23 protein-coding genes and 1 tRNA gene are annotated in these 23,623 nt (G+C 66.1%); 12 read left to right on the forward strand and 12 right to left on the reverse strand.

Annotation, left to right across the window (positions count from 1 at the left end):
- Positions 1 to 256: 256 nt before the first annotated feature.
- Positions 257 to 712 (reverse strand): hypothetical protein, encoded by a 456-nt coding sequence (locus K9B35_RS15205; protein WP_224922830.1) that lies wholly within the window; start codon positions 710 to 712, stop codon positions 257 to 259.
- Positions 709 to 1,308 carry a Holliday junction branch migration protein RuvA gene (gene ruvA / locus K9B35_RS15210; RefSeq protein WP_224922831.1) on the reverse strand — a complete coding sequence of 200 codons (600 nt, stop codon included), beginning with the start codon at positions 1,306 to 1,308 and terminating at the stop codon, positions 709 to 711. Before ruvA ends, K9B35_RS15205 begins: the two co-directional genes overlap by 4 nt.
- A gap of 110 nt (positions 1,309 to 1,418) precedes the next feature.
- Here ruvA and K9B35_RS15215 point away from each other — a divergent pair, with 110 nt between their 5' ends.
- The gene (locus tag K9B35_RS15215) at positions 1,419 to 1,826 is read left to right on the forward strand and encodes a hypothetical protein (protein WP_224922832.1); all 408 of its coding nucleotides are present in this window, start codon (positions 1,419 to 1,421) and stop codon (positions 1,824 to 1,826) included.
- A 31-nt stretch (positions 1,827 to 1,857) separates the two neighbouring features.
- Here K9B35_RS15215 and ruvC read toward each other — a convergent pair whose 3' ends face one another.
- Positions 1,858 to 2,355: a crossover junction endodeoxyribonuclease RuvC gene (gene ruvC / locus K9B35_RS15220; protein ID WP_224922833.1), complete on the reverse strand. Its 498-nt coding sequence runs from the start codon at positions 2,353 to 2,355 to the stop codon at positions 1,858 to 1,860.
- A gap of 159 nt (positions 2,356 to 2,514) precedes the next feature.
- On the opposite strand from ruvC, the gene K9B35_RS15225 reads away from it, so the two are divergent.
- A complete protein-coding gene (locus K9B35_RS15225) occupies positions 2,515 to 3,030 on the forward strand; it encodes a hemerythrin domain-containing protein (protein ID WP_224922834.1) in 516 nt (171 codons plus the stop codon).
- Between the two features lie 44 nt (positions 3,031 to 3,074).
- Here K9B35_RS15225 and K9B35_RS15230 read toward each other — a convergent pair whose 3' ends face one another.
- The 4 genes from K9B35_RS15230 to K9B35_RS15245 all read right to left on the reverse strand — a co-directional run bounded on the left by K9B35_RS15230 (position 3,075) and on the right by K9B35_RS15245 (position 5,993).
- Positions 3,075 to 3,818 carry a YebC/PmpR family DNA-binding transcriptional regulator gene (locus tag K9B35_RS15230; protein ID WP_224922835.1) on the reverse strand — a complete coding sequence of 248 codons (744 nt, stop codon included), beginning with the start codon at positions 3,816 to 3,818 and terminating at the stop codon, positions 3,075 to 3,077.
- A gap of 212 nt (positions 3,819 to 4,030) precedes the next feature.
- Positions 4,031 to 4,357, reverse strand: coding sequence for a heavy metal-binding domain-containing protein (locus tag K9B35_RS15235; RefSeq protein ID WP_224922836.1), 327 nt, complete (start codon positions 4,355 to 4,357; stop codon positions 4,031 to 4,033).
- Positions 4,358 to 4,535: 178 nt separating this feature from the next.
- Complete coding sequence (locus K9B35_RS15240) at positions 4,536 to 4,775, reverse strand: DUF2312 domain-containing protein (RefSeq protein ID WP_224922837.1); 240 nt, start codon at positions 4,773 to 4,775, stop codon at positions 4,536 to 4,538.
- A gap of 102 nt (positions 4,776 to 4,877) precedes the next feature.
- Positions 4,878 to 5,993, reverse strand: coding sequence for a S41 family peptidase (locus K9B35_RS15245; RefSeq protein ID WP_224922838.1), 1,116 nt, complete (start codon positions 5,991 to 5,993; stop codon positions 4,878 to 4,880).
- A gap of 117 nt (positions 5,994 to 6,110) precedes the next feature.
- Between K9B35_RS15245 and K9B35_RS15250 the strand changes: the two genes are divergently transcribed.
- Complete coding sequence (locus K9B35_RS15250; RefSeq protein ID WP_224922839.1) at positions 6,111 to 6,593, forward strand: Lrp/AsnC family transcriptional regulator; 483 nt, start codon at positions 6,111 to 6,113, stop codon at positions 6,591 to 6,593.
- A gap of 26 nt (positions 6,594 to 6,619) precedes the next feature.
- On the opposite strand, the gene K9B35_RS15255 is transcribed toward K9B35_RS15250, so the two are convergent.
- Both K9B35_RS15255 and K9B35_RS15260 read right to left on the reverse strand, forming a co-directional pair.
- Positions 6,620 to 6,696, reverse strand: a tRNA-Asp gene (locus K9B35_RS15255).
- A 44-nt stretch (positions 6,697 to 6,740) separates the two neighbouring features.
- On the reverse strand, positions 6,741 to 7,922 hold the full coding sequence (locus K9B35_RS15260) for an AI-2E family transporter (protein ID WP_224922898.1): 1,182 nt from the start codon (positions 7,920 to 7,922) through the stop codon (positions 6,741 to 6,743).
- A 149-nt stretch (positions 7,923 to 8,071) separates the two neighbouring features.
- Between K9B35_RS15260 and glpK the strand changes: the two genes are divergently transcribed.
- Complete coding sequence (gene glpK / locus K9B35_RS15265; protein ID WP_224922840.1) at positions 8,072 to 9,532, forward strand: glycerol kinase GlpK; 1,461 nt, start codon at positions 8,072 to 8,074, stop codon at positions 9,530 to 9,532.
- A 185-nt stretch (positions 9,533 to 9,717) separates the two neighbouring features.
- Positions 9,718 to 11,754, forward strand: a complete 2,037-nt coding sequence (locus K9B35_RS15270; protein ID WP_224922841.1) for a M13 family metallopeptidase — start codon at positions 9,718 to 9,720, stop codon at positions 11,752 to 11,754.
- 197 nt (positions 11,755 to 11,951) lie between these two features.
- Here the strand turns inward: K9B35_RS15270 and K9B35_RS15275 are convergent, their stop codons facing one another.
- Both K9B35_RS15275 and K9B35_RS15280 read right to left on the reverse strand, forming a co-directional pair.
- Complete coding sequence (locus K9B35_RS15275; RefSeq protein WP_224922842.1) at positions 11,952 to 12,260, reverse strand: GIY-YIG nuclease family protein; 309 nt, start codon at positions 12,258 to 12,260, stop codon at positions 11,952 to 11,954.
- Between the two features lie 164 nt (positions 12,261 to 12,424).
- Entirely contained in the window at positions 12,425 to 14,128 is a 1,704-nt protein-coding gene (locus K9B35_RS15280) for a class I adenylate-forming enzyme family protein (protein WP_224922899.1), read from the reverse strand.
- A 197-nt stretch (positions 14,129 to 14,325) separates the two neighbouring features.
- On the opposite strand from K9B35_RS15280, the gene K9B35_RS15285 reads away from it, so the two are divergent.
- From K9B35_RS15285 to K9B35_RS15315, 7 genes are all read left to right on the forward strand, one after another.
- On the forward strand, positions 14,326 to 15,555 hold the full coding sequence (locus K9B35_RS15285; protein WP_224922843.1) for a serine hydrolase domain-containing protein: 1,230 nt from the start codon (positions 14,326 to 14,328) through the stop codon (positions 15,553 to 15,555).
- 28 nt (positions 15,556 to 15,583) lie between these two features.
- Entirely contained in the window at positions 15,584 to 17,611 is a 2,028-nt protein-coding gene (locus K9B35_RS15290) for a 3-hydroxyacyl-CoA dehydrogenase NAD-binding domain-containing protein (RefSeq protein ID WP_224922844.1), read from the forward strand.
- Complete coding sequence (locus tag K9B35_RS15295; RefSeq protein ID WP_224922845.1) at positions 17,604 to 18,035, forward strand: VOC family protein; 432 nt, start codon at positions 17,604 to 17,606, stop codon at positions 18,033 to 18,035. The genes K9B35_RS15290 and K9B35_RS15295 overlap by 8 nt, the downstream gene beginning before the upstream one ends.
- A complete protein-coding gene (locus K9B35_RS15300; protein WP_224922846.1) occupies positions 18,032 to 19,351 on the forward strand; it encodes an amidase family protein in 1,320 nt (439 codons plus the stop codon). Before K9B35_RS15295 ends, K9B35_RS15300 begins: the two co-directional genes overlap by 4 nt.
- Positions 19,348 to 20,532, forward strand: coding sequence for an acyl-CoA dehydrogenase family protein (locus K9B35_RS15305; RefSeq protein ID WP_224922847.1), 1,185 nt, complete (start codon positions 19,348 to 19,350; stop codon positions 20,530 to 20,532). Before K9B35_RS15300 ends, K9B35_RS15305 begins: the two co-directional genes overlap by 4 nt.
- 128 nt (positions 20,533 to 20,660) lie before the next feature.
- Entirely contained in the window at positions 20,661 to 21,788 is a 1,128-nt protein-coding gene (locus K9B35_RS15310) for an acyl-CoA dehydrogenase family protein (RefSeq protein WP_224922848.1), read from the forward strand.
- Positions 21,789 to 21,919: 131 nt separating this feature from the next.
- Entirely contained in the window at positions 21,920 to 22,804 is an 885-nt protein-coding gene (locus tag K9B35_RS15315; protein ID WP_224922849.1) for an acyl-CoA thioesterase, read from the forward strand.
- Positions 22,805 to 22,858: 54 nt separating this feature from the next.
- Here the strand turns inward: K9B35_RS15315 and K9B35_RS15320 are convergent, their stop codons facing one another.
- Positions 22,859 to 23,566 (reverse strand): TonB-dependent receptor, encoded by a 708-nt coding sequence (locus K9B35_RS15320; protein WP_224922850.1) that lies wholly within the window; start codon positions 23,564 to 23,566, stop codon positions 22,859 to 22,861.
- Between the last annotated feature and the right edge of the window lie 57 nt (positions 23,567 to 23,623).

Consider the following 23,623-nt stretch of genomic DNA (forward strand, 5'->3'; position numbering starts at 1 on the left):
ATTGATGTCCGGAGGAGTAATGGTAGCGCTATCAAATCCGAGCGCAACAGGATTCTGGTAGCGCTATCTTTACATCACACCCGTCATGCTGAACTTGTTTCAGCATCCACCATGCGGCAGGCGGCGGTTTCGAGATTTCGCCGCCGAGGGGGCGTGAATTGCCTGTTGCAGATAGAGCCTCTGGTCACTCGCTGCGGGGAGCAGTGGATGCTGAAACAAGTTCAGCATGACGGAGTGGAGGGTGTCGCGAGATTACTCAGCGATTTTCCCGGCCCCGCTCCGCCAGCGCCTTCATTTCCGGATCGACAATGTACTTATCGAGTTCAGCGGCGCTTAGACCTTTTGGATAAACCCTACCCCTGACGGGGCGCGCGACGACAACGATCTCACCCGGGGAGCGGGTGAAAACGCGGACAAAAACAATGAACGCCCTACCATCGCGGATACCGTAGTCGATGCAGTTATCGCCACCAGCTTCATATGGTAGCTCAATCTGGATGTCGCGCCCACCAAGTGCTTTGGCAAAGCGCTCATCCGCTCGCGCGTGAACGATTTGCCCGTCGATGCGAACGATCTCGACCGGCAGCAACCGCGCGACCTCCACCCCCTCGGGTCGCACGCCGAAAAAGTAATAGCGAGTCGACGAGCCGTCCGTGCACGCGAGCGCATTGCTGCTCATCAGCAGCGCAATCAGATAGATGACCCACTTCACTTCGCCGCCTTCCGCAGCGCCAGCCGCACCAGCGCGTCGAGTGTCGCCCCGGCCCCCAGTTCATCGCTCGCCGCGTTCACCGCGTTGCTGGCTTCGGCGGGTTTGAAGCCGAGGTTGAGCAGCGCCGACACTGCGTCATTGGCCGCGCTGCCAACCGGAGCCGCCAGCCCCGCCCCGCCCGCGCCGATCGCGATGCCGCCGGCCTTGTCCTTGAGCTCGTTGACGATGCGCTGGGCCAGTTTCGGGCCGACGCCATTGGCGCGGGCGACCATCGCTGCGTCGGCGCGGGCGATGGCCGTCTGGACTTCGGCGGGGGAAAGGATCGAGAGGATCGCCAGCGCGACCTTGGCCCCCACCCCCTGCACGCCGGTGAGCAGGCGGAACCAGTCGCGCTCCTCGGCGCTGGCAAAGCCCATCAGGCGGATCGAATCTTCGCTGACCAGCATTTCGGTATGCACGGTGACGAACTCACCGAGTGCGCCCAGAGCCGCAAGCGTGCGGGCCGATGCCCCGACCAGATAGCCGACGCCGTTCACGTCGATCACCGCATGGTCGATGCCGGTGGCGGCGAGGTGCCCGTTGAGATGCGCGATCATGGTTGGGACATAAGCGGAACGGGAGGCTCTAGCAAAGCGCAAAAGCGGCGTTGCACGCGCGAAGCCAATCGCTAGGCTGGCCCGGGGAACTATCTGGGGGAAATCACATCATGGCGTTCTGGAATGTCGATCTGACGACCGAGGACGGAGCGTTGGGGGCGACGGGCAACGGGGCCTATGCCTGTTTCATCGCCGCCATATTGACCGCGATCAGCGCGTTTTTCCTTGGCGGGATGACGTCGGACATGGTCGCGCGCGGGGCGATGGGCGTCATTGCGCTGGTTGCGATCGGACTGTTCGTCGTCACCGGATTGCGGCTGCGCAGCGGCAAGGGCGCGTTCTGGGGCAGCGTGACGGTGGCGTGGCTGGGCCTGGAAGTGCTGGGCAAGCTGCTCGCCTTGAGCATCCCGGGGCTCATCATCAACACCGTTCTGCTGATCGTCCTGATCAACGGCGTGCGCGGCGCATGGGCGTTGCGCCGGGGCGTTGGCGATGATGCCGGTGCCACCTTCGAGTAAAGCTGCGGATCGATAGCCGGGCGGCGAGCGATCAGGGAATCCGGCGCGCCGTTGCCAAATGGTGCGCGTGGCAGATCGCGACCGCCAGGGCGTCGGCGGCGTCGGCCCCGGCGATCTTTGCGCCGGGCAGCAGGCGGGCGACCATCGCATGAACCTGCGCCTTTTCCGCAGTGCCAGTACCAACCACCGCCTTCTTGACCAGTCGCGGCGCATATTCTCCGACCTCAAGCCCCGCGCGCGCGACCGCGCAGATCGCGACGCCGCGGGCATGGGCGAGCTTCAGCGTCGATTGCGGGTTGGAGTTGACGAACACCTCCTCGACCGCCGCCCCATCGGGGGCATGATCGGCGACCAGAGCGGCGAGCATCGCGTCGAGATGCGCCAGCCGGCGCGGGAGCGGCGCCTTTGCGTCGGTCTTGAGCTGGCCATTGGCGATATGGCTAAGGCGGTTGCCCTCGGCGCGGATCAGCCCCCAGCCGGTGGTGCCGAGGCCGGGGTCGAGACCGAGGATCAGGCGTGACGCGGTCATCGCACCGCCCGGCGCGGCGGGTGCCGTAACGTATTTCTACTGGTTGTCTGACCTCTAACCATTCCCGCGCCCTAAAAGACAAGTGGACGGTGCGCCAGCCTGTCCCGGCATCGTTGCGTTGCCGCCCTGTCGTTCCGGAGCATGAAAGCGGGTTCCACCGTGTCCAATCTCGACCAGTTTTTTGCCGAGCATCGCCGCCTGCGGGAGTGCACCGCCGAAATGGCGGCGATTGCCCGCCGGCTCGACCCGCCCGGCGTGGAGGAATTGAACGATGCGCGGTGGCGGTTCAGCCGGACGCTGCTGCGCACGCTGACGCTGAAGGACCGGATGGTCTATCCGCGGCTGCGGCTGCATGCCGACCCCGCCGCGCGCGCCGTCGCCGAGCGCTTCTGCCAGTCCACGACGGCCGATTACGAGCGGTTTGCGGCGCACACCAAACGCTTTCCGCCCGATGTGGTGGTGCGCGACTGGCGCGCCTATGCGGTCGCGGTTCGGCTGCGCACGGCGGAACTGGTGGACCGGCTCGACCGGGAGGAGCGCGAATTGTTTCCCCTGCTGGACGACGCGCCGCGGCTGGCGTCGATGCCGTTTTCGCAAGGGACCAACTGGGCAGCCGACGCCTGGCGCATCCGCGCGCTACTGGGGATGGATGCCGCCGACGACCGGGCGGCGTGACTGCGGCTCCTCCCCTGAGACAAGCTCAGAGGAGGAGTGAAAGATCAGCCCAGCTTCGCCATCACCGCGTCGGACACTTCGTAATTGCCCCAGACGGTCTGGACGTCGTCATCGTCGTCGAGTGCGTCGATCAGCTTGAACAACGTCGCCGCATCGGCTTCGTCGACCTCGACCATCGTCTGCGGCTTCCACGCGAGCTTCGCGCCCTCGGCCTCGCCCAGTACGGGTTCGAGCGCCTTGGCCACTTCGTGCAGGTCGGCGTTGGCGGTCCAGATCTCGTGGCCGTCTTCGCTCGACGTCACGTCCTCCGCGCCCGCCTCAAGTGCGGCCTCGAACACCTTCTCGGCATCCCCGACGCTGGCGGGATAGGTGATCAGGCCGACGCGGTCGAACGCGTGGCTGACCGATCCGGACGCGCCGAGATTGCCGCCATTCTTGGACACCGCGGTGCGTACGTTGGTGGCGGTGCGGTTGCGGTTGTCGGACAGTGCCTCGATGATCAGGCTGACGCCGCCGGGGCCGAAGCCCTCATAGCGGATTTCCTCGTAATTCTCGCCGTCGCCCTTGCTCGCCTTGTCGATCGCGCGCTGGATATTGTCCTTGGGCATAGACTGCGCCTTGGCGGCGTTGACCGCAGCGCGCAGGCGCGGGTTCATGTCCGGATCGGGCAGGCCCATCTTGGCCGCGACGGTGATTTCGCGGCTGAGCTTGCTGAACATGCCCGAGCGCTTCTTATCCTGCGCGCCCTTGCGGTGCATGATGTTCTTGAATTTGGAATGGCCTGCCATGGATCGCTCTTCTGGAATCTGGTGCGGGCGTCTCTAGGGCAAGGGCGGGCTGAGGCGCAACGGCGGTTTTCGCTACGACTAGTCCTCGTCACCCCGGCCTTGTGCCGGGGTCCACTATGCCTCGCGTCCGGCGCTCGAGCCTTTCGCATCGCGCTTGCCTCCCGGTGGACCCCGGCACAAGGCCGGGGTGACGATAACAAGGGACGCGCCAGTTACACCCCGCTGAGCGTCACCGCAGTGCCGGAGGCGGAGACCATCAGCATCGATCCGTTCTTGCCGATCACCTCATAGTCGAAGTCGATGCCGATCACGCCGTTCGCTCCCAATGCCCGCGCCTCGTCGCGCAGTTCGTCGAGCGCGGTCTTGCGCGCGTCCTTGAGTGGGCGCTCATAGCTGCCCGATCGACCGCCGACGATGTCGCGGATGCCGGCAAACAGATCGCGGAAGATGTTGGCGCCGATGATCACCTCGGCGGTGACGATGCCGTGATAACGGGTGGCGCTGTGGCCATCGACGGTGCTGGTGGTCGTGAGAATCATGCGGGCCTCCTGGAGTGAGGCCGCATGTTAGGGCGGCGGGGTGTGGGGCGGCAATGCCCCGCCCGCCACCACCGTCGCCCCGGGCTTGACCCGGGGCCGGGCTGCCTTTCTTCGGCGGAGGAAGAAGAAGCCCTGTCCCGGGTCAAGCCCGGGACGACGAGAAGATGGCGTAGCGCGCTTACTGCATCCCCAGCGCGGCACGGTAGACTTCGAGCAGCGCGTCCTGCTCGTCGAGCTGGTGCTTCTCCATCTTCCGCAGGCGGATGATCGTGCGCATGATCTTGGCGTCGAACCCGGTCGCCTTGGCCTCACCATAGACGTCCTTGATGTCGTCGCTGATGCCCTTTTTTTCTTCTTCCAGCCGCTCGATCCGCTCGATCAGAAGGCGCAGCTGCTCGGCCGAAATCGAGTCGCTCATATCCCGCTCCATACATGGTGAACGGGCGCGTTTAGCGGCTGTGCCGGGGGGTGCAAGGGGGCGGCGCACACGCGCTGTGGATAGCGCCGCCGCCCCGGCCATTCAGCGCTTGCCGGGCTGGCGGCGCTCCATCGGCCCGGTGGGCATGTGCGATGCGGAGAGTTTTTCGGCTTCCGCGGTGGAGACGCCCTCCCGCACCAGCGCCTCATACAGCGCACGCTCGGGGGCGACCGCGACATCGGGCTTGATCCCGACCTGCTCCCAGCCATCGCCGCCTGGGAAATAGCTGCGCCCGACCGGGATGAACGCTGAATAGCCCCCGCCCAGCGGCGCAGTGCCGCCATAATGGCCCGCCCCCGCCGTGGTCGCGCCGATCAGCGTTGCCCGCTTCGTCCCCTTGAACACCGATGCGAGATGTTCGGCGGCGGACGCGGTGCGCGGCGAGGTGAGGTAATAGATCTTCGTTTTCGCCCACGGGCTTGCCGGGCTGGACGGGGTCACACGATGCTCCACCCGGGCCAGTTCTGCCGGCGCGTCCACCTTGACCAGCGAGCGGAACGGCAGCGCCCCCGCCCCTTCGGCGAACGACACGCGGGTATCCATCACCATCACCGCCTGCGCCTTGTCGAAGATGCGCGGGAACATGACGTCCATTTCGTCCAGCCCGCCGCCGCGATGCGTGCGTGCATCGATGATCAGCGTTTTGGCTCCGGCATACTGGTCGAGAAAGGCGGTGAACGCCTTGAGCGTCTCGGGCTGGCCGAAAAAGCCGTTGAAGCGAACATAGGCGATGCCGGGCGCGATCATACCCGCCTGTTCCATCGGCGCGGGTGGAAGCGGGGCATTGCCGATCTTTTGCTGGGTCGAGGGCTGGCCGACGCGCTGCGACTGCGGGCCACCGGGCGCAAACATGGCGAGATGACCGTCAGGGGCGATCGCCTGAAGGTCAGCGGTGACCGCCATGGCCAGCGCATAGCCGTCGGCCGCGCCGTCATAGCCGCCCGCCGCAAGCTTCGCGCGCAGGGCTGCGGCGTAGCGTTTGGCGGTGTCGGGAAACACGAAGTTCTTCTCCAGCTCGTCCGCCAGAGTCGCCACCGCAGCCTTGGCCGCAGCGGTGTCATAAGCGGGCGCCGCAGCCGGGGCCGGCGCGTCGCTTTGCGCCATCGCCACCGGTGCCATTGCCGCCAGAATCACCGCCGCCATCACTTCCTTACGCATCAAGTCTCTCCGTCGTGGATCACGGTGAGTGTTATACTTGACCAACACGCCTTTTGCAGCCGATGGTGACGCGCTACGTGCCGAAAATCGTCATCTCGGAGGGAGTTCGCGCCGGACATGAGCAAGCTCGACGCCTTTGATATTCAGCTGCTCAACCTGCTCCAGAGCGATTCGCTCGCGACCGCAGAGACGCTGGCGCAGTCGGTGCCGCTGTCGGCGTCCGCAGTAACGCGGCGGGTGCGGCGGTTGCGGAGCGAAGGGTTCATCGCGGCGGATGTCGCCATGCTCGCGCCGAAGCTGACCGCGCGACGGCTACGCGCGCTGGTGCGGGTGCAGGTGCATGAGCATGCTGAGGAGCGCGGGATCGCGGCGCTGCGCGCGTCGCTGGCAGCGGAGGATGCGGTGCAGATGATTCTGGATGTCGCGGGGGCGGACGATCTCGCCGTGCTGGTCTGCGTGCGCGACATGGCGGACTATAACGCGCTGGCCGAGCGGCTGTTTCAGGACGATCCGGCGGTCCGCCGCTACGAAACGAGCTTCATCAAGCGCGTGCACAAACAAAGCGCGGCGGTGATGCTGAAACCCGGCGATGTCGAGTGAGAGGGGGATGGCCACCCTGTGAGGGGTGGCGCGAGTGACGGGGCTCGAACCCGCGACCTCCGGCGTGACAGGCCGGCGCTCTAACCAACTGAGCTACACCCGCATGACCCTGGCACCGAAGCGCCGTCCCTTGCGAGAGCGCGGCACCTAAACGGGCGGGTCGGGGCTGTCAACACCGGTTTCGCGCATAAATTGCGCACGCGGCGCAGACGGGTTGCCGCGCGCCACCAACGTGCCGTGTTCGAACAGGAATCCGGCGATATCGGGCTTGCCCGCAGCGTTGAGCACGGTCTGGATGATGATCAGCAGCGGCACCGCGAGCAGCGCGCCGGGCGTCCCCCACACCCAGCCCCAGAAGGACAGCGAGATCAGAATCATGATCGGGTTGATCGTCAGCCGCCGCCCGACCACCAATGGCGTGACCACATTCGCCTCGATGATATGCAGCACGACCATGATCGCGGCCGGCAGCAGCGCGGTCCACACGTCCTGAAACGTCATCAGCCCGCCCACCGCGAGGAATCCGGCGGCGAAGATCGGCCCGAGATAGGGGATGTAGTTGAGCAGCGCGACGATGCCGCCCCACATCAGCGGCGTCGGCATCCCGATCAGCCACAGCGCCCCCGCCACCAGCAGCCCCAGCGTCACATTGATCAGCGTGATCGTGCCGAGATAGGCCGAGGTGTCGTCGACCACGTCCTGAATCACCCGCGCGGTCGCCATCGCGCCGCCAAAGCTGGTGCGGCTGGTAATCGCGTTGCGCCGCAACCGGGTCCAGCCCGACAGGAAGAAATAGATGACGAGGACCGCGAAAAACATTTCGATGAACGCGGTCGGCGCGCTGGTCGCGGCAAGCTCGAGAATCGAGCGCGGCGGCGCCTGCCCTGCGGTCTCGGCCGGCTGGATCGGACGTGATTGCGCCAGATCCTGGATCGTCTTGTTCACGAAGGTTTCGAAGTTCGAATAAAAGTCGATCAGCGGCTTCACGTTCGACTGAATGTTGTCGATTCGCTCGGGAAGGATCGACAGCCAGCCCCAGGCGGGCACGACGATCGACGCCAGCGCAGCATTGGCCGCCGTCAGGAACAGCAACAGGCAGATCAGCGCAGCGAGCGGCGCGGGCACGCGGTGCCGCTCGAGCCACTCAAGAATCGGGACCAGCGCAATCGCGATGACAATCGCGGCGGTCAGCGGCAGGAAGAAGGGCGACCCGGTCTTCAGCGCGAACGGAATCGCGAGGACGAGGCCGATCCCAGCCATCAGCGTCAGCCCGGCGAGCAGGCGGTCGCGGCGATTCTCCGCCTCGGTCTCGTGATCGGCGGGTGGCACGACAGGGACGAAGTGATGCGTCGAGTCGGGCGTATCGCCCTCCCCTCCGCTGCGCCGATCGTTCCCTAAACCCTCGTCCACGTGCTTCACCTCTCAACCGAATCCTAGCGCGATTTGCGCAGCTTGTAATCCTCGCTAACCTGCGCGCCATGGGAGAGATTTTGCTGGTCATCGACGAGGGGACGACCTCGACCCGCGCGATGCTGTTCGCCCCGGATGGTCGCTGCCTCGACAGCATCGCGGTTCCGCTGCTGCAATCCTATCCGCGCGCAGGATGGGTCGAGCACGACCCCGAGCAGATCTGGGCCGAAACCGCCAATTGCGCCGCGACGATGATCGAGCGTGCAGGCGGGCCGGACGCAATCGCCGCGATCGGCATCACCAACCAGCGCGAGACGATCGTCTTCTGGGACAAGGAGACCGGGCAACCGCTCGCCCCGGCGATCGTGTGGCAGGACCGCCGCAGCGCTGAGCTGTGCCGCAGCCTCAAGGAACGCGGCGAGGAGCCGGGGGTGCAGGCGCGCACCGGCCTGTTGCTCGACCCCTATTTCAGCGGGACCAAGATCGCCTGGGCGATGGCCAACTGGCCACAGCTGCGCGAGGCCGGCGACCGGCTGGCGATCGGGACGGTCGAAAGCTGGCTGGTGTGGAAATTGACGGGCGGGTTGCACGTCAGCGATGCGACCAATGCGTCGCGCACCTTGCTGATGGGCCTTGGCAGCGGCGGCTGGAGCGACGGGCTGCTCGACCTGTTCGACTGCCCGCGCGGCGCGCTGCCCGAGATTGTCGACTGCGCGGGGATGTTCGGCGAGACGACGCTGTTCGGCGGCCGCATCCCGATCTGCGGGCTGGCCGGTGACCAGCAGGCGGCGACGATCGGGCAGACGTGCCTGGCGCCGGGCGAGACCAAGGCGACCTATGGCACCGGCGCGTTCGTGCTGACCAATGCCGGCGAGCGCCAGCCGACGTCGCGCCACCGGCTGCTCTCGACCGTGCTGTGCCAGCTCGACGGCAAGCGCACCTATGCGATCGAAGGGTCGGTGTTCGTCGCGGGCAGCGTGGTCAAATGGCTGCGCGATTCGCTCGGCCTGATTACGGACGCGCGCGAGACCGAGGCGCTCGCGCGCAGCGTCGCCGACAATGGCGGCGTGTATTTCGTCCCCGCTCTGTCGGGGCTCGGCGCACCATGGTGGGAGCCGGAAGCGCGCGGGGCGATCAGCGGGCTAAGCCTCGCCAGCGGCAAGGCGCATGTCGTACGCGCCGCGCTCGAGGCAATGGCGCACCAGAGCCACGACCTGAAGACAGCCTTCGCCGCCGATGGCTGCGACTGGTCGCGGCTGCGGATCGATGGCGGGATGGTCGCAAATGACTGGATCGCGCAGGATCTCGCCGATGTACTCGGCGTGACGGTCGAGCGGCCGGCGTTCACCGAGACGACCGCGCTGGGCGCCGCGATGCTGGCGGGCGTAGGCTGCGGGCTGTTTTCCGGGCTGGAGGAGGCTGCAGCGATGCGCGGGCGGGTCGAGATGTTCGAGCCGGCGATGGATGGCGATGCGCGGGAGGCGCGGCTTGCGGGTTGGAAGAAGGCGGTCGCGGGGGTTCTAACCTAAACCCTCCCCCGTCGCCCCGGGCTTGACCCGGGGCTGGGCTTTTCTTGGCCAGCGCTGAGAAAGAAGAAGCCCGGTCCCGGGTCAAGCCCGGGACGACGAAGAATGTTGTTCGCCCGCGATTGCGCCCCCTCCCGTCAACCGTTATGGTTACACAATACACTATCGTGCCTCGGGGGAATTTTCGTATGAAGATCAGTGTTTTCACGCGCCTGACGCTGGGCGTTGCCGCGCTCGCGCTGACCGGTCCTGCGCTGTCGCAGACCGCGAGCGGGCCGCGTTACGGCACCGTCGGCCTTGAGCTGTCCACACAGGACAAGAGCGTCAAGCCGGGCGATGACTTCTGGTCTTACGTCAATGGCGGCTGGGACAAGTCGGTCGAGATCGCGGCGGATCGCGCGTCGGCGGGCTATGGCGTCAAGCTGACCGACGAGGCCGAAATTTCGGTGCGCGCGATCCTCGACGACATGGCCAAGAACCCCAGCCAGTTCGGCGCCAAGGGTCAGCAGATCGGCGACCTCTACGCCAGCTGGATGGACGAAGCCGGGATCGAGGCGCGCGGCACCGCGCCATTGAAGCCCTATCTCGCCAAGATCGCGGCCGCGAATGACCGCGCCAAGATCCAGACGCTGTTCGCCAGCACCGGCTATGCCAGCCCGGTCGATATCGGGATCATCCCCGACCTCGCCGACCCGACGCAGTACACCGCGTTCGCCAGCCAGGGCACGCTCGGCATGGCGCGCGACTATTATCTGCTGGAAGGCGAGAAATACGACAAGTTCCGCGCCGCCTACCGCGCCTATGTCGAGCAGGTGCTGACACTCGCCGGCATCGGTGACGCCGCGAAGAAGGCCGACGCGATCGTCGCGTTCGAAACCGCGATGGCCAAGGTGCACTGGAGCCCCGAGCAGAACCGCAACATCATGGCGCTGTACAAGCCGATGGACCGCGCCGGCATGGCCAAGCTCGCGCCCGAGTTCAACTGGACCGGCATGATGGAGACCGCGGGTCTGGGATCGCTGCCCAAGATGATCATGGGTAACGACACCGCGCTGACCGCGCTGGGCAAGATGTTCGCGCAAGTGCCGGTGTCGACCTGGCAGGACTGGATGACGTTCCACTTCATCTCGTCCAACGCGGCCTATCTGCCCAAGGCGTTCGACGATGCCTCGTTCAACTTCTACGCCAAGACGCTGTCGGGCACCCCGCAGAAGCGCGAGCGGTGGAAGCGCGGCATTCAGCTGGTCAACGGCGCGCTCGGCGAAGCGGTCGGCGAGATTTACGTCGCGCGCCATTATCCGCCGGAAAGCTCGGCCAAGATGAACGAGCTGATCGTCGACCTGCGCGCCAGCCTGGACGAGCGGTTGAAGGCCAACCAGTGGATGGACCCGGCGACGAAGGAGAAGGCGCTGGCCAAGCTGGTCGCGTTCGATCCGCGCGTCGGCCACCCGGCCAAGTGGATCGATTATTCGTCGATGAAGATCAGCCGCGGCGACCTGCTCGGCAACATGATGGCGTCGCGCGAATGGGGACAGAATTATCAGCTCTCGAAGCTCGGCAAGCCGGTCGACCGGTCGCTGTGGGACATGACGCCGCAGACGGTGAACGCCTATTACAACCCGCTCGCCAACCAGATCACCTTCCCGGCCGCGATCCTGCAGGCGCCGTATTTCGACGCGAAGGCGGACCCGGCGGTCAACTATGGTGCGATCGGCGCGATCATCGGGCATGAGATCGGCCACGGCTTTGACGATCAGGGCAGCCAGTTCGGTGCCGACGGCAAGTTCGCCAACTGGTGGACGCCCGAAGCCAAGGCGGCGTTCGCCAAGCGCACCGCAGTGCTGGTCGAACAGTTCAACGGCTATGAGCCGATCCCGGGCACCAAGATCAACGGCAAGCTGACGCTGGGTGAGAATATCGGCGATCTGGGCGGCGTCGAGATGGCCTATGGCGCGTATCAGCGCTATCAGGCGAAGCACGGCAAGGCCCCGGTGATCGGCGGCCTGACCGGCGACCAGCGCTTCTTCCTGTCCTATGCGCAGGCATGGCAGTCCAAGGTGCGCGAAGACGCCGAGCGCCAGCGCCTGCTGACCGACCCGCACAGCCCGGCCAAGTATCGCGTCAACGGCATCGTGCGCAACGTCGACGCCTGGTACGTCGCGTTCAACGTGAAGCCCGGCGACGCGCTGTACCTGCCGCCGGAACAGCGGGTGAAGATCTGGTGAGGCGGCTCGCCTGATGTGATGGAGGGGGCCGGTTCGAAAGGACCGGTCCTTTTTTGTTGGGACCTCCCTCCCTTTCGTCGTCCCGGGCCTGACCCGGGACAGGGCTTTTTCTTGACGACGGCCGAGGGAAAAAGGCAGCCCAGCCCCGGGTCAAGCCCGGGGCGACGATAAGATGGGGGGTGGGCGACGAGTGGGTTTTAGTCGCCGCCAGCGATTTGATTGTACAGGTCGACCCAATCCGGATTCGCCTTCTCGATCAGCGCGAACTTCCATTCGCGGTGCCAGCGTTTAACCCGCTTTTCATGCGCGATCGCGTCGCTGATGTCCTCGGCAAATTCCGCCCAGACGAGGCGGGTCAGGTGATGCTCGGCGCAATAACTCGATCCGGCTCCTGTGCGGTGCTGGTGAACCCGGGCGGGCAGGTTTGCCGAGACGCCGGTATACATCTTGCCGCGATACCGGTTGGCCATGATGTAGACCCAGCCGCCTTTGGGTGCGCGTGGCATGGCACAACCCCACCCCAGGTTGGGTCGGCAGTCAAGCCACCCACACCACGTCGCCCCGGGCTTGACCCGGGGCCGGGCTTTTCTTGGCCGACGTTGGAAGAAGAAGAAGAAGCTCCGTCCCGGGTCAAGCCCGGGACGACGAGAGGGGGAGGTCAGCCTGAAACTCAGGCCACCCCCTCCTCCACAAACAACGCCTTCAGATCCTTCTTCAAAATCTTCCCATTCGCATTCCGCGGGAGCGTCTCCGCGACGAAACGGATCGCGACCGGAGTCTTGAAGATCGCCAGCCGTTCGCGGACCCAGGCCTGCAACTCCGCCTCGCTCGCCTCCATGCCCGGCGCGAGATGCACCACCGCAGCCGGCTCCTCGCCCAGCGTCTTGTGCGGGATGCCGATCAGCGCGCAGTCGGTGACGGCGGGGTGGGCGTAGAGCACGTCTTCGACCTCGGACGAGTAGATATTCTCGCCGCCGCGGATGATCATGTCCTTGGCGCGGTCGACAATGAACAGGAACCCTTCCTCGTCCAGCTTCGCCAGATCGCCGGTGCGGACCCAGCCGTCGCGGAAGCACTCGGCGGTCGCCTCAGGCTTGTTCCAGTATCCCTTCACGATCATCGGCCCCTTGGCCCACAATTCGCCGACTTCGCCGACGGGCAGTTCGTGCTCGCCTTCGGGGTCCATGATCTTGAGGTCGGCGACCGGCACCGGCGGGCCGGCGCTGGTCGGGCGGTTCAAATAATCCTCGGACGAATGGCTGGTGACGGTCGCCATCGTCTCGGTCATGCCCCAGCCATTGCCGGGCAGCGCGCCGAATTCGGTGAAGATGCGCTTGACCAGCTCGGGCGCCGAGGGCGCGCCGCCATAGGCGATCGCCTCAAGGCTGGAGAGGTCGTATTTGGCGCGGTCGGGATGCTCCAGAATCTGCCACGCGATCGTCGGCACGCCGCCGGTCAGGTTGACCTTTTCGCGCTGGATGATCTCCATCGCCTCGATCACATCCCATTTCCGCATGAACACGGCGGTGTTGCCCGACGCGAGCGTGCCCATCAGGCTCGCCGAACAGGCCGTGACGTGGAACAGCGGAATGACCAGCAGGCCGACCTTGGGCTGCGGCTCGGGCGGCATTTCGCCGCGGCGCAGGTACGAGCGCGCGGCGGCATATCCGCCGGACATGATGTTGGTGCACAGATTGCGGTGCGTGCCGAGCGCGCCCTTGGGCGAACCGGTGGTGCCGCTGGTGTAGAAGATCGTCGCGTCGTCTTCCGGCTCCAGCGTCGGTTCGGCGGGGAGCGGAACGTCCGCAAGGGTCGCCCAGTCATTGGGCGCGCCGATCAGGTCTTCGAGCTTGTCGACGCCCTCGGGCAATTCGCCATCCCAGCGGCTGACGATGGTGCGCTGAAGATCCGGCAGCTCGGGCAGCCGCTTCTGCAGCCGGGCGAACCGCTCGCCGTCGAGGAACAGTATCTTCGAACCCGAATCGCGCAGGCCGTAATCCAGCTCGCCGCCGGTCCACCACGCGTTGAGCGGAACGAGGATCGCGCCGATGCTGACCGCGGCAAAGAAGATCACCGGCCATTCCGGAGTGTTGCGCATCGCCAGCGCGACGCGGTCACCCTTGACCACCCCCATCTCGCGCAATTTGGTCGCGAGGTGCGCGGTGGCGCGGAAATTCGCTTCATAGCTGACCCGCTCATCCTCATGGATGGTGAAGATACGCTCGCCATGAGTACGCGACAGCTGGAGCAATGCGGCGAGGTTGGGCGGGGCGTTCTTCCACACCCGCGTCTTGATGCCGCGGATTTCGACCTCGTCCATTTCCAGCTTCTGCCCGGGCGCGGTCATCAGCGCCTGGGCTTGCGCCAGCGTCATCTTCGGCCAGGACGGGTCGAGCGGGATGAGCGGTTCGGGGGCCAAGGCGGGTCTCTCCAATCATATCGTTGTTGAATGTCCGGTTTGGCGATTCCACCACCCGTCCACGCACTTCATTCTTGATTCATTGGCCGCGTAACGCAATAGGGAAGCGACAATCGCGCGAACACTTCGGGACGAGGATTCGAATTACAGGTATGGACTCCGCCGACTTCGCACCCCCCGCATCCATCGGCTTCGCGCCGGATCGGCTCGCGGCGATCGACGCCTTTGTGAAGGCGCGGTATCTCGACACCGGAAAGCTGCCCAATGCCCAGTTGCTGATCGCGCGTGACGGCAAGATCGCGCATTTCAGCCATCAGGGCGCAGCGCGAGAAGGCGGCGGCGCGGTGGACGAAGGATCGATCTACCGCATCGCGTCGATGACCAAGCCGGTGACCTCGATCGCGTTCATGCAATTGGTCGAGCAAGGGAGCGTCGCGCTCGACACCCCGGTCCACCACGTGCTGCCCGAATTCAAGGGGCTGGGCGTCTATAATGGCGGTGGCGGCGGGGTGCCGTTCGTCACCCGCCCGACGACCGAGCCGATGCGGATGATCGATCTGCTGCGGCACACCTCCGGCCTCACCTATGGCTTCCAGAATCGCGGCAATGTCGATGCCGCCTATCGCGAGGGGCGGATCGAGAGCTGGCACGGGCATCTCGACCTTGACGGCTTCGTCGCGGCGCTGGGCAAGCTGCCGCTCGAATTCTCGCCGGGTGAGGCGTGGAATTATTCGGTGTCGACCGATGTGCTCGGCGCGGTGGTCGAGCGCGTGTCGGGCCAGACGCTCGACGCCTATTTCGCCGAGCACATCTTCGCCCCGCTCGGCATGCACGACACCGGGTTCATGGTCCCGGCGGACAAGATCGATCGCCTGACCGACTGCTACACGTTCAAGCCAGGCGAAGGCCGGGTGATGTATGATCAGGGCGAGAAATCGGCGTGGAGCCGCAAGCCGACCTTGCTGTCGGGCGGTGGCGGCCTCGTCTCCACCGCGCTCGACTATCACCGCTTCTGCACGATGCTGGTGAATGGCGGGACGCTGGACGGCGCGCGCATCATCGGGCGCAAGACGCTCGACCTGATGGTCATGAACCATTTGCCCGGCGGCAAGGACCTGTCGGCACTGTCACGGTCGCTGTTCAGCGAGACGCAGAATGCCGGCACCGGCTTTGGCCTCGGCTTTGCGATGAACATCGACGTCGCGCGCTCGATGATCCCGGGCAGCGTCGGGGAGTTTTATTGGGGCGGGATGTTTTCGACCGCCTTCTTCGTCGATCCGGTCGAACGGATCACGATGGTGTTCATGACCCAGCTGTCGCCATCGGGGCTCTACCCGATCCGGCGCGAGCTGAAGACGATGATCTATTCCGCGCTGGCCTGACCGGCGCAATACGCAACTGGAGAGCGACATGTCCGTGATTACGACCGAAAAACAGGGCGATATCCTCGTCATCACCTCAAACAACCCGCCGGTGAACGCGCTGGGCGCGGCGGTGCGGCAGGGGCTGGACGCGGCGATCAAGGAACTGAACAGCGACGACAGCCTGAAGGCCGCGGTGATCCGCTGTGACGGGCGCACCTTCTTCGCCGGCGCCGATATCACCGAATTCGGCAAGCCGATGCAGGAGCCGGGGCTGCCGACCGTCGTCGACACGATCGAGGCAAGCGAGAAGCCGGTCGTCGCCGCCGTCCATGGCACCGCCCTTGGCGGCGGGTGCGAAGTCGCGCTGGCCTGCCATTACCGCATCGCCGTACCCTCGGCGAAGTTCGGCCTGCCCGAAGTGAAGCTCGGCATCCTCCCCGGCGCGGGCGGCACCCAGCGCCTGCCGCGCGTCGCGGGCGTCGAATTCGCGCTCGAGCTGGCCGCAAAGGGCGATCCGGTCCCGGCCAAGGTCGCGCAGGCCGCTGGCCTGGTCGATCGCCTCGCCGGTGAGGACAGCCTGACCGCCGACGCGGTTGCCTATGCCAAGGAAGTGGCGGACGCCCGCCCCCTGCCCCGCGCCAGCGAGAAGCCGGTCAGCGTCGAGGCGGGCGTGTTCGACGCCTTCCGCAAGACCAACGCCAAGCGCTTCCGCGGCTTCGACGCGCCCGAAGAGATCATCGCGGTGATCGAGGAGACGGTCGACAAGCCCTATGCCGAGGGCGTTCAGCGCGAACGCAACGGCTTCATGAAGCTGATCATGGGCGTGCAGAGCGCGGCAATGCGCCACATCTTCTTCGCCGAGCGCAAGGCCGCGAAGATCGACGATGTGCCGGAAGATACGCAGCTGCGCGCGATCAAGAAGGTCGGCGTGATCGGCGCCGGCACGATGGGCGGCGGCATTTCGATGAACTTCCTGTCCGCCGGTATCCCGGTGACGATCGTCGAGATGCAGCAGGAGGCGCTCGACCGCGGCACCGGCGTGATGCGCAAGAATTACGAGGGCAGCGCCGCACGCGGCCGGATCAAGCCCGAGCAGGTCGAGCAGGCGATGGGCCTGCTGACCCCGACGCTCAGCCTGGACGACCTCGCCGATTGCGACCTGGTGATCGAGGCGGTCTATGAGAGCATGGACGTCAAGAAGGACATTTTCGGCAAGCTGAGCAATATCTGCAAGCCGGGCGCGATCCTCGCCTCCAACACCAGCTACCTCAACATCGACGAGATCGCGGCATCGACCAGCCGTCCGGGCGATGTCGTCGGCATGCACTTCTTCTCGCCCGCCAATGTCATGAAGCTGCTGGAAATCGTGCGCGGCGCGAAGACCGACAAGGATGTGCTGGCGACGGTCATGGACGTTGCCAAGAAGATCAAGAAGGTCGCAGTGGTCGCGGGCGTGTGCCACGGCTTTATCGGCAACCGCATGCTGATGCCGCGTCAGGTCGAGGCGATGAAGCTGCTGATGGAAGGCGCGACGCCCGAGCAGGTCGACCGCGTCCATGTCGAATTCGGCATGCCGATGGGGCCGTTCCAGATGAGCGACCTCGCCGGCGTCGACATCGGCTGGCACCGCGACCCGACCCGGATCGAAAGCATCCGCGACGCGCTCGCCGCCGAGGGCCGCTGGGGCCAGAAGAAGCAGGCCGGCTTCTACGACTATGACGACAAGCGGAATCCCTCGCCCAGCCCCCGCGTCGCCGAGATCATCGAGGATTTCCGCAAAAAGACCGGCGCGGTGCAGCATGAGGTGAGCGATGAAGAGATCATCGAGCGCACGCTCTACACGATGGTCAACGAAGGCGCGCTGATCCTGCAAGAAGGCATGGCGCAGCGTGCGTCGGACATCGATGTCGTGTGGATCTATGGCTATGGCTGGCCGGTCTATCGCGGCGGTCCGATGTTCTGGGCGGACACGGTCGGCCTCAAGACCATCGTCGCGGGGCTGGAGAAGCATGGCTTTGAAGTCGCGCAGCTGCTGAAGGACAAGGTCGCGAAGGGCGAGCGCTTCAATGGCTGATGCCGCACCGACCGGCGTGGAGGCGGGCGAGGTGGAGGCGCTGCGCTTCCGCCTCGGCTTCTTCAAGCTGGTCGTGCGCGACATGGCGGCGATGGAGCGCTTCTACTGCGACACTTTCGGGTTCGCGGTGACCAATCGCGTGGTGCTGCCCGGGCTGGAAGAGTCGATGCTCAACCTGCCCGGTCAGCCCTTCACCTTGGTGCTGTTCCACTACACCGACGGGCGGGAGATTACGGTCGGCAACGGGCATGGCCCGGTCGGCCTGACCACCGCCGATCTGGACGCGGCGGCGGCGCGCGCAATCGCGCATGGCGCGCGCGCACTGCACGGCCCGCATGAGCTGCCGGGCGCGCGGCTGACCTTCCTGCTCGACCCCGAGGGGCATGAGCTCGAGCTGATCCAGCGGACGGGCGCACCGGGATGACGCTGGTACGCGCGTCCGCAATCGACATCGCCACCGCAATCGCGGCGGGCGAGACGAGCGCGCGCGAACAATGCGAAGCCGCCATCGCGCGGATCGAGGCCGGGGACGGCGCGATCAACGCGGTGGTCGTGCGCGATTTCGAGCGGGCGCTGAAGGCTGCGGACGAAGCCGATGCGGCGGTGGCGCGCGGCGAGCGCCGTCCGCTGCTCGGCGTGCCGATGACGGTCAAAGAGGCGTTCGACGTCGCGGGGCTGCCTACCAGCTGGGGCTTCTCGCACGCGGCTGGCAACATCGCGACCTCGGACGCGGTCGCGGTGCAGCGCCTGAAAGCGGCGGGCGCGATCATTCTCGGCAAGACCAACGTCCCCAAGGCGCTGGGCGACTGGCAGAGCGTCAATTCCGTCTATGGCCGCACCAGCAACCCGCACGACCCGACCCGCACCTGTGGCGGCAGCTCGGGCGGCGCAGCGGCGGCGCTGGCTGCGGGCTATGTGCCGATCGAGCTTGGCAGCGATATTGGCGGGTCGATCCGCGTGCCGTCGCACTTCTGCGGCATCTGGGGGCACAAGCCGAGCTTTGGCGCGCTGAACGGCCATGGCCACCGTTTCCCCGGCACGGATGGCGCAGAAACGGTGCTGAGCGTGATCGGGCCGATGGCGCGGCATGGCAGCGATCTGCCACTGCTGCTCGACCTGCTCGCCGACCTACCGTTGCCGCGCGACGCCGCGCCCGCCCGGCGCGTGCTGGTGCTGACTGCGCATCCTGCAACCGCGACCGCTTCGGCGGTGATCGACGGAGTGGAGCGCGCCGCCGACGCACTGGCGCGCGATGGCGTGGAAGTGATCCGCACCCACCCCGCCCTGCCCGATCTGTCGGCGCAGCATGACGGCTACACCGCGCTGCTCGGCACCGTGTTCGCCCGGTCCGACCCGACACTGCACGACACGCTGCCGCGCCTGCTCCCGTACCTCTCGATGCTCGACGCACAGGCGCGCAACACGCGCGCATGGGCAGCACTGTTTGCGGACGTCGACGCGGTGATCGCACCGCCCGCCGCGACCCAGGCGTTTCCGCACGACCCGCGCCCGCAGGCCGAACGCACGCTCGACATCGACGGGGTGGAGAGCGGCTATGACGCGCATCTCGCCTGGGCGGGGCTCGCCACCTATCCGGGCCTGCCCGCCACCACCTTCCCGGTCGGGACCACCAACGCCCTGCCGACCGGCGTGCAGGTGCTGACCAACCTGCATCACGACCATCTTGCGATCGCGACCGCGCGCCGCATCGCCGCTTTGCTGGACGAGGAAAAGCAATGACCGATCTCGATCAATTCCGCACAGAGACCCGCGCCTGGCTGGAGGCCAATGTCCCGGCATCGATGCGCGAGCCACTGCGCGGCGAGGGCGACGCCAATTGGGGCGGGCGCAAGGCCGACTACAGCAAGAACCCCGACCAGAAACGCTACATGGACATGATGGCTGCGCGCGGCTGGACCGTGCCCGACTGGCCCACGCAATATGGCGGCGGCGGGCTGTCGGCGGCGGAAGCCAAGGTGCTGCGCGAGGAGATGGCGGCGCTTAACTGCCGCAACCCGCTCAACAGCTTTGGCATCTCGATGCTCGGCCCGGCGCTGCTGAAATACGGGACCGAGGAGCAGAAGCTCGAGCATCTGCCCAGAATCGCGCGCGGCGAGATTCGCTGGTGCCAGGGCTATTCGGAGCCGAATGCGGGCAGCGACCTCGCCGGCCTCGCCACCAGCGCGATCCCCGATGGCGACGATTACATCGTCAACGGGCAAAAGGTGTGGACCAGCTATGCCGACAAGGCCGACTGGATCTTCTGCCTTGTGCGCACCAGCAAGGACAGCAAGCAGGGCGGGATCAGCTTCCTGCTGTTCGACATGGACTCGCCGGGCGTGTCGACCAAGCCGATCCTGCTGATCAGTGGCTATTCGCCCTTCTGCGAAACCTTCTTCGACAATGTCCGCGTGCCCAAGAAGAACCGGATTCACGACGAGAACAAGGGCTGGGACGTCGCCAAATATCTGCTCGGCCATGAGCGCGAGATGATTTCGGGCATGGGCCTCGCCTCGCCCGGCGGCAACCCGCTCATCGAAGGCGCAATCGCGACGATCGGGCTGGACGCGCAGGGGCGTCTCGCCGACCCGATCCTGCGCGCGCAACTGGCGATGTTCGAGGTACGGTCCAAGGCGTTCTCGGCAATGTCCGAGCGGTTCATCGACCAGTTGAAGGCCGGACAGGCGCATCCCGCCCAGCCGTCGATGATGAAGTACTACGGCACCGAGCTGAACAAGGACCGCCACGAGCTGGTCATGGCGAGCGGCGGGTCAGACACGCTGGAATGGGAAAGCGAGCGATCGAACGGCGGCGCGAAGCCGCGCGCATGGCTGCGCACCAAGGCGAATTCGATCGAAGGCGGGACCAGCGAGGTCCAGCTGAACATCGTCGCCAAGCGGATTCTGGCGCTGCCGGCGTGATGCATTAGCCCTCTCCCCTTCAGGGGAGAGGGTTGGGAGAGGGGCAGTCGGATAAAATCAACGGGCCGGAGTTGGAGAGACTGCCCCTCTCCCCGGCCCTCTCCCCTGAAGGGGAGAGGGAGATTTCGATGCCACTCTACCTCAACGACGAACAGACGATGCTCCGCGAGAGCGCGCAGCAATTCGTGAGCGAAGCCGCCCCGGTCAGCCACATGCGCGCACTACGTGACACAAACGACACCACCGGCTTTTCCCGCGACCTGTGGAAGCAGTTCGCCGAAATGGGCTTCACCGGCATCCTGATCCCCGAAAGCGACGGCGGCCTCGGCCTTGGCCATGTCGAGGCGGGGGTGGTGCTGGAGGAGATCGGGCGCAACCTGTCCCCCTCCCCCTTCCTAACCACGGCGGTCGCGGCGGTCGCGGCGCTCAATGGCACCGCGCAGCGCGAGCGCTGGTTCCCCGGCATCCTCTCCGGCGAGACCGTCGCGGCGCTGGCGATCGATGAACGTGCCAAACATGGCGACGCGATCGGCATGAAGGCCGAACGCTCGGGCAACGGCTTCAAGCTGACCGGCGCCAAGCAATTCGTCGCGCATGGCCATGTCGCCGACCTCCTGATCGTCGCCGCGCGCACCGCCGGATCGCCGGAGGATGCGGACGGCGTCACGCTGTTCGCGGTGCCGAAGGATGCGGCGAACCTCACCGCCGATCCACAGCGGCTGGCCGATGCGAGCCTCGCCGCGCGGATGACGTTCGACGGCGTCGCGGTCGATGCCGATGCGGTGATCGGTGAGGTCGATGGCGGCCGCGCGGTGCTCAACGCACTGCTCGGCGCCGGCCGCACCGGCGCAGCGGCGGAAATGCTCGGCGTTGGCGGCGGCGCGATGGACATGACGGTCCAGTATCTCAAGGAGCGCAAGCAGTTCGGCACGCTGATCGGCAGCTTCCAGGCGCTCCAGCATCGCGCGGCGCACCTTTATTCGGAACTGGAAGTCGCGCGCGCGGCGGTGCTCAAGGCACAGCAATTGCTCGATGCCGGCGACGCCAAGGCGCACGATGCGGTGTCGGTCGCCAAGGCGATGGCCGGCATGGCATCGACGCTGGCGGTGCAGGAAGGCGTGCAGATGCATGGCGGCATCGGCATGACCGACGAATATGATATCGGCTTCTACATGAAGCGCGGACGCGTGCTGGCCGAGCTGTTCGGCGACACCAACTATCACGCCGACGCCCTGGCGCGGGCGAGCGGATATTGACCTTCTCTAGCCCCTCTCCTTTAGGGGAGGGGTTTGGGGAGGGGCAGTGCGGGTCTCACCGAGACAGCGGCATTGCCAGGACTCCCCCACCCCAACCCCTCCCCTGAAGGGGAGGGGCTAAAGGAACAAGAATGACCGAAAAACGCGCCGAAACTGCCGCCGAACAGGTAACCCAACTCGTCGAGCTGCTCGACGTCGAAACCATCGATGTCGACCTGTATCGCGGCGCGCGCCAGCCGGGCGGGGTCGGGCGCGTGTTCGGCGGGCAGGTGATCGGGCAGGCGCTGCAGGCGGCGCAGCGGTCGGTCGAGGGCAAGGACGCGCACTCGCTCCACGCCTATTTCATGCGGCCGGGCAATGAGGATTTCCCGATCATCTATCGCGTCGTGCGCGATTATGATGGGGGCAGCTTCGCCAACCGCCGCGTGATCGCGCTGCAACAGGGCGTGCCGATCCTCAACATGATCGCGTCGTTCCAGCGGCCCGAAGATGGCCTGTCGCATCAGGCCGATATGCCCGACGTGCCGGGCCCCGACGACCTGCGTTCCGAATTCGACCTTCGCGAGGAAATCCGCGATCACGTGCCGGAGAAGTTCCGCCCCTTCTTCCTGCGCCCGCGCCCGATCGAGATCCGGCCTTGCTCCCCACGCAACTGGTTCAAGCCGGAAAAGCGCGAACCGGTGCAGCATAGCTGGTTCCGCACCGCCGCTGCCCTGCCCGACGATCCCGCACTCCACCGCGCGATCCTGTCCTATGCCAGCGACATGATGCTGCTCGGCACCGCGACGCTGCCGCACGGCGTCAACTGGATGACGCGCGGACTGCAGAGCGCGAGCCTCGACCACGCCGTATGGCTGCACGCACCGCTGCGCGCCGACGACTGGCTGCTCTACACCACCGACAGCCCCTGGGCTGGCCATGCGCGCGGGTTCAACCGCGGGCGGATCTACAGCCGCGACGGCCGGCTGGTGGCGAGCGTCGCGCAGGAAGGGCTGATGCGGATGCGGGAGGGGTGAGGGTTTCAGAACCGCACCAAACTTCGTCGCAGACGATGGAGATGGGGCTCGCAGTTACTCCTTCGGCCGAACCACATACGCCGCCGGCAAATACAGAAACACCTCAGTCAAACTCGCCCGCGACCATTCGACCGGGCGGTCCAGCCCACGCACCTCCACCCCATAGTCCGACCCGAAACGCGCCGCAGTCGTGGCGGCATCGGCGGCGATCATCTCGATGATCCTGGTGCGATACTGATCCGGGTTGAGCACCGACAGCGTCATGTCGCCGCTCTTTTCGATCTGCGCGCGGCCGGTCGGCGGCACCGCCTTGATGAACTTCGCAATCCGGTCGAGCGCGGCGCGGGCGTCCATGCCGGGTTCCAGCTTCACCTTGATGATGAAGCTCGTCCGCTCCGAATCCGGGCGACCGTCGCGCACCAGGTTGAGGTTGCCGTAATTGGCGAGGGTCAACGCCTCGACCACATAGTCGCCCGTCGCCAGCTCGACGCCATGCTTGCCCGCCTGCTCGATCGCGCTGCGCACCATCGCGTAGATTTCCTTGCGGCGCAGCGCCTCGTCGCGCGTATCGCCGGTAATCGCGACGCGCTGGACCGCGAAATCGGCGGTGCGGCGCAGCGTGATGATCGGGATCGACGTGCCCTGAAAGCCATCGCGATTGCTCGCCGATCGGGTGGCGGTGACCACCACCTCCTGCGCCGGGGCGGGCAGGATGCTCGCCACCATCAATGAAGCCGCCGTCAGTGCCCGAATGATCCGCATCGCCCTGCTCCCGTCATCGTGTCGGGTGCAGCGTCGGCCTTTGGCCCCGCCCGGTCA

Source organism: Sphingomonas sp. R647 (assembly GCF_020177055.1).
Taxonomy (GTDB): domain Bacteria; phylum Pseudomonadota; class Alphaproteobacteria; order Sphingomonadales; family Sphingomonadaceae; genus Sphingomonas.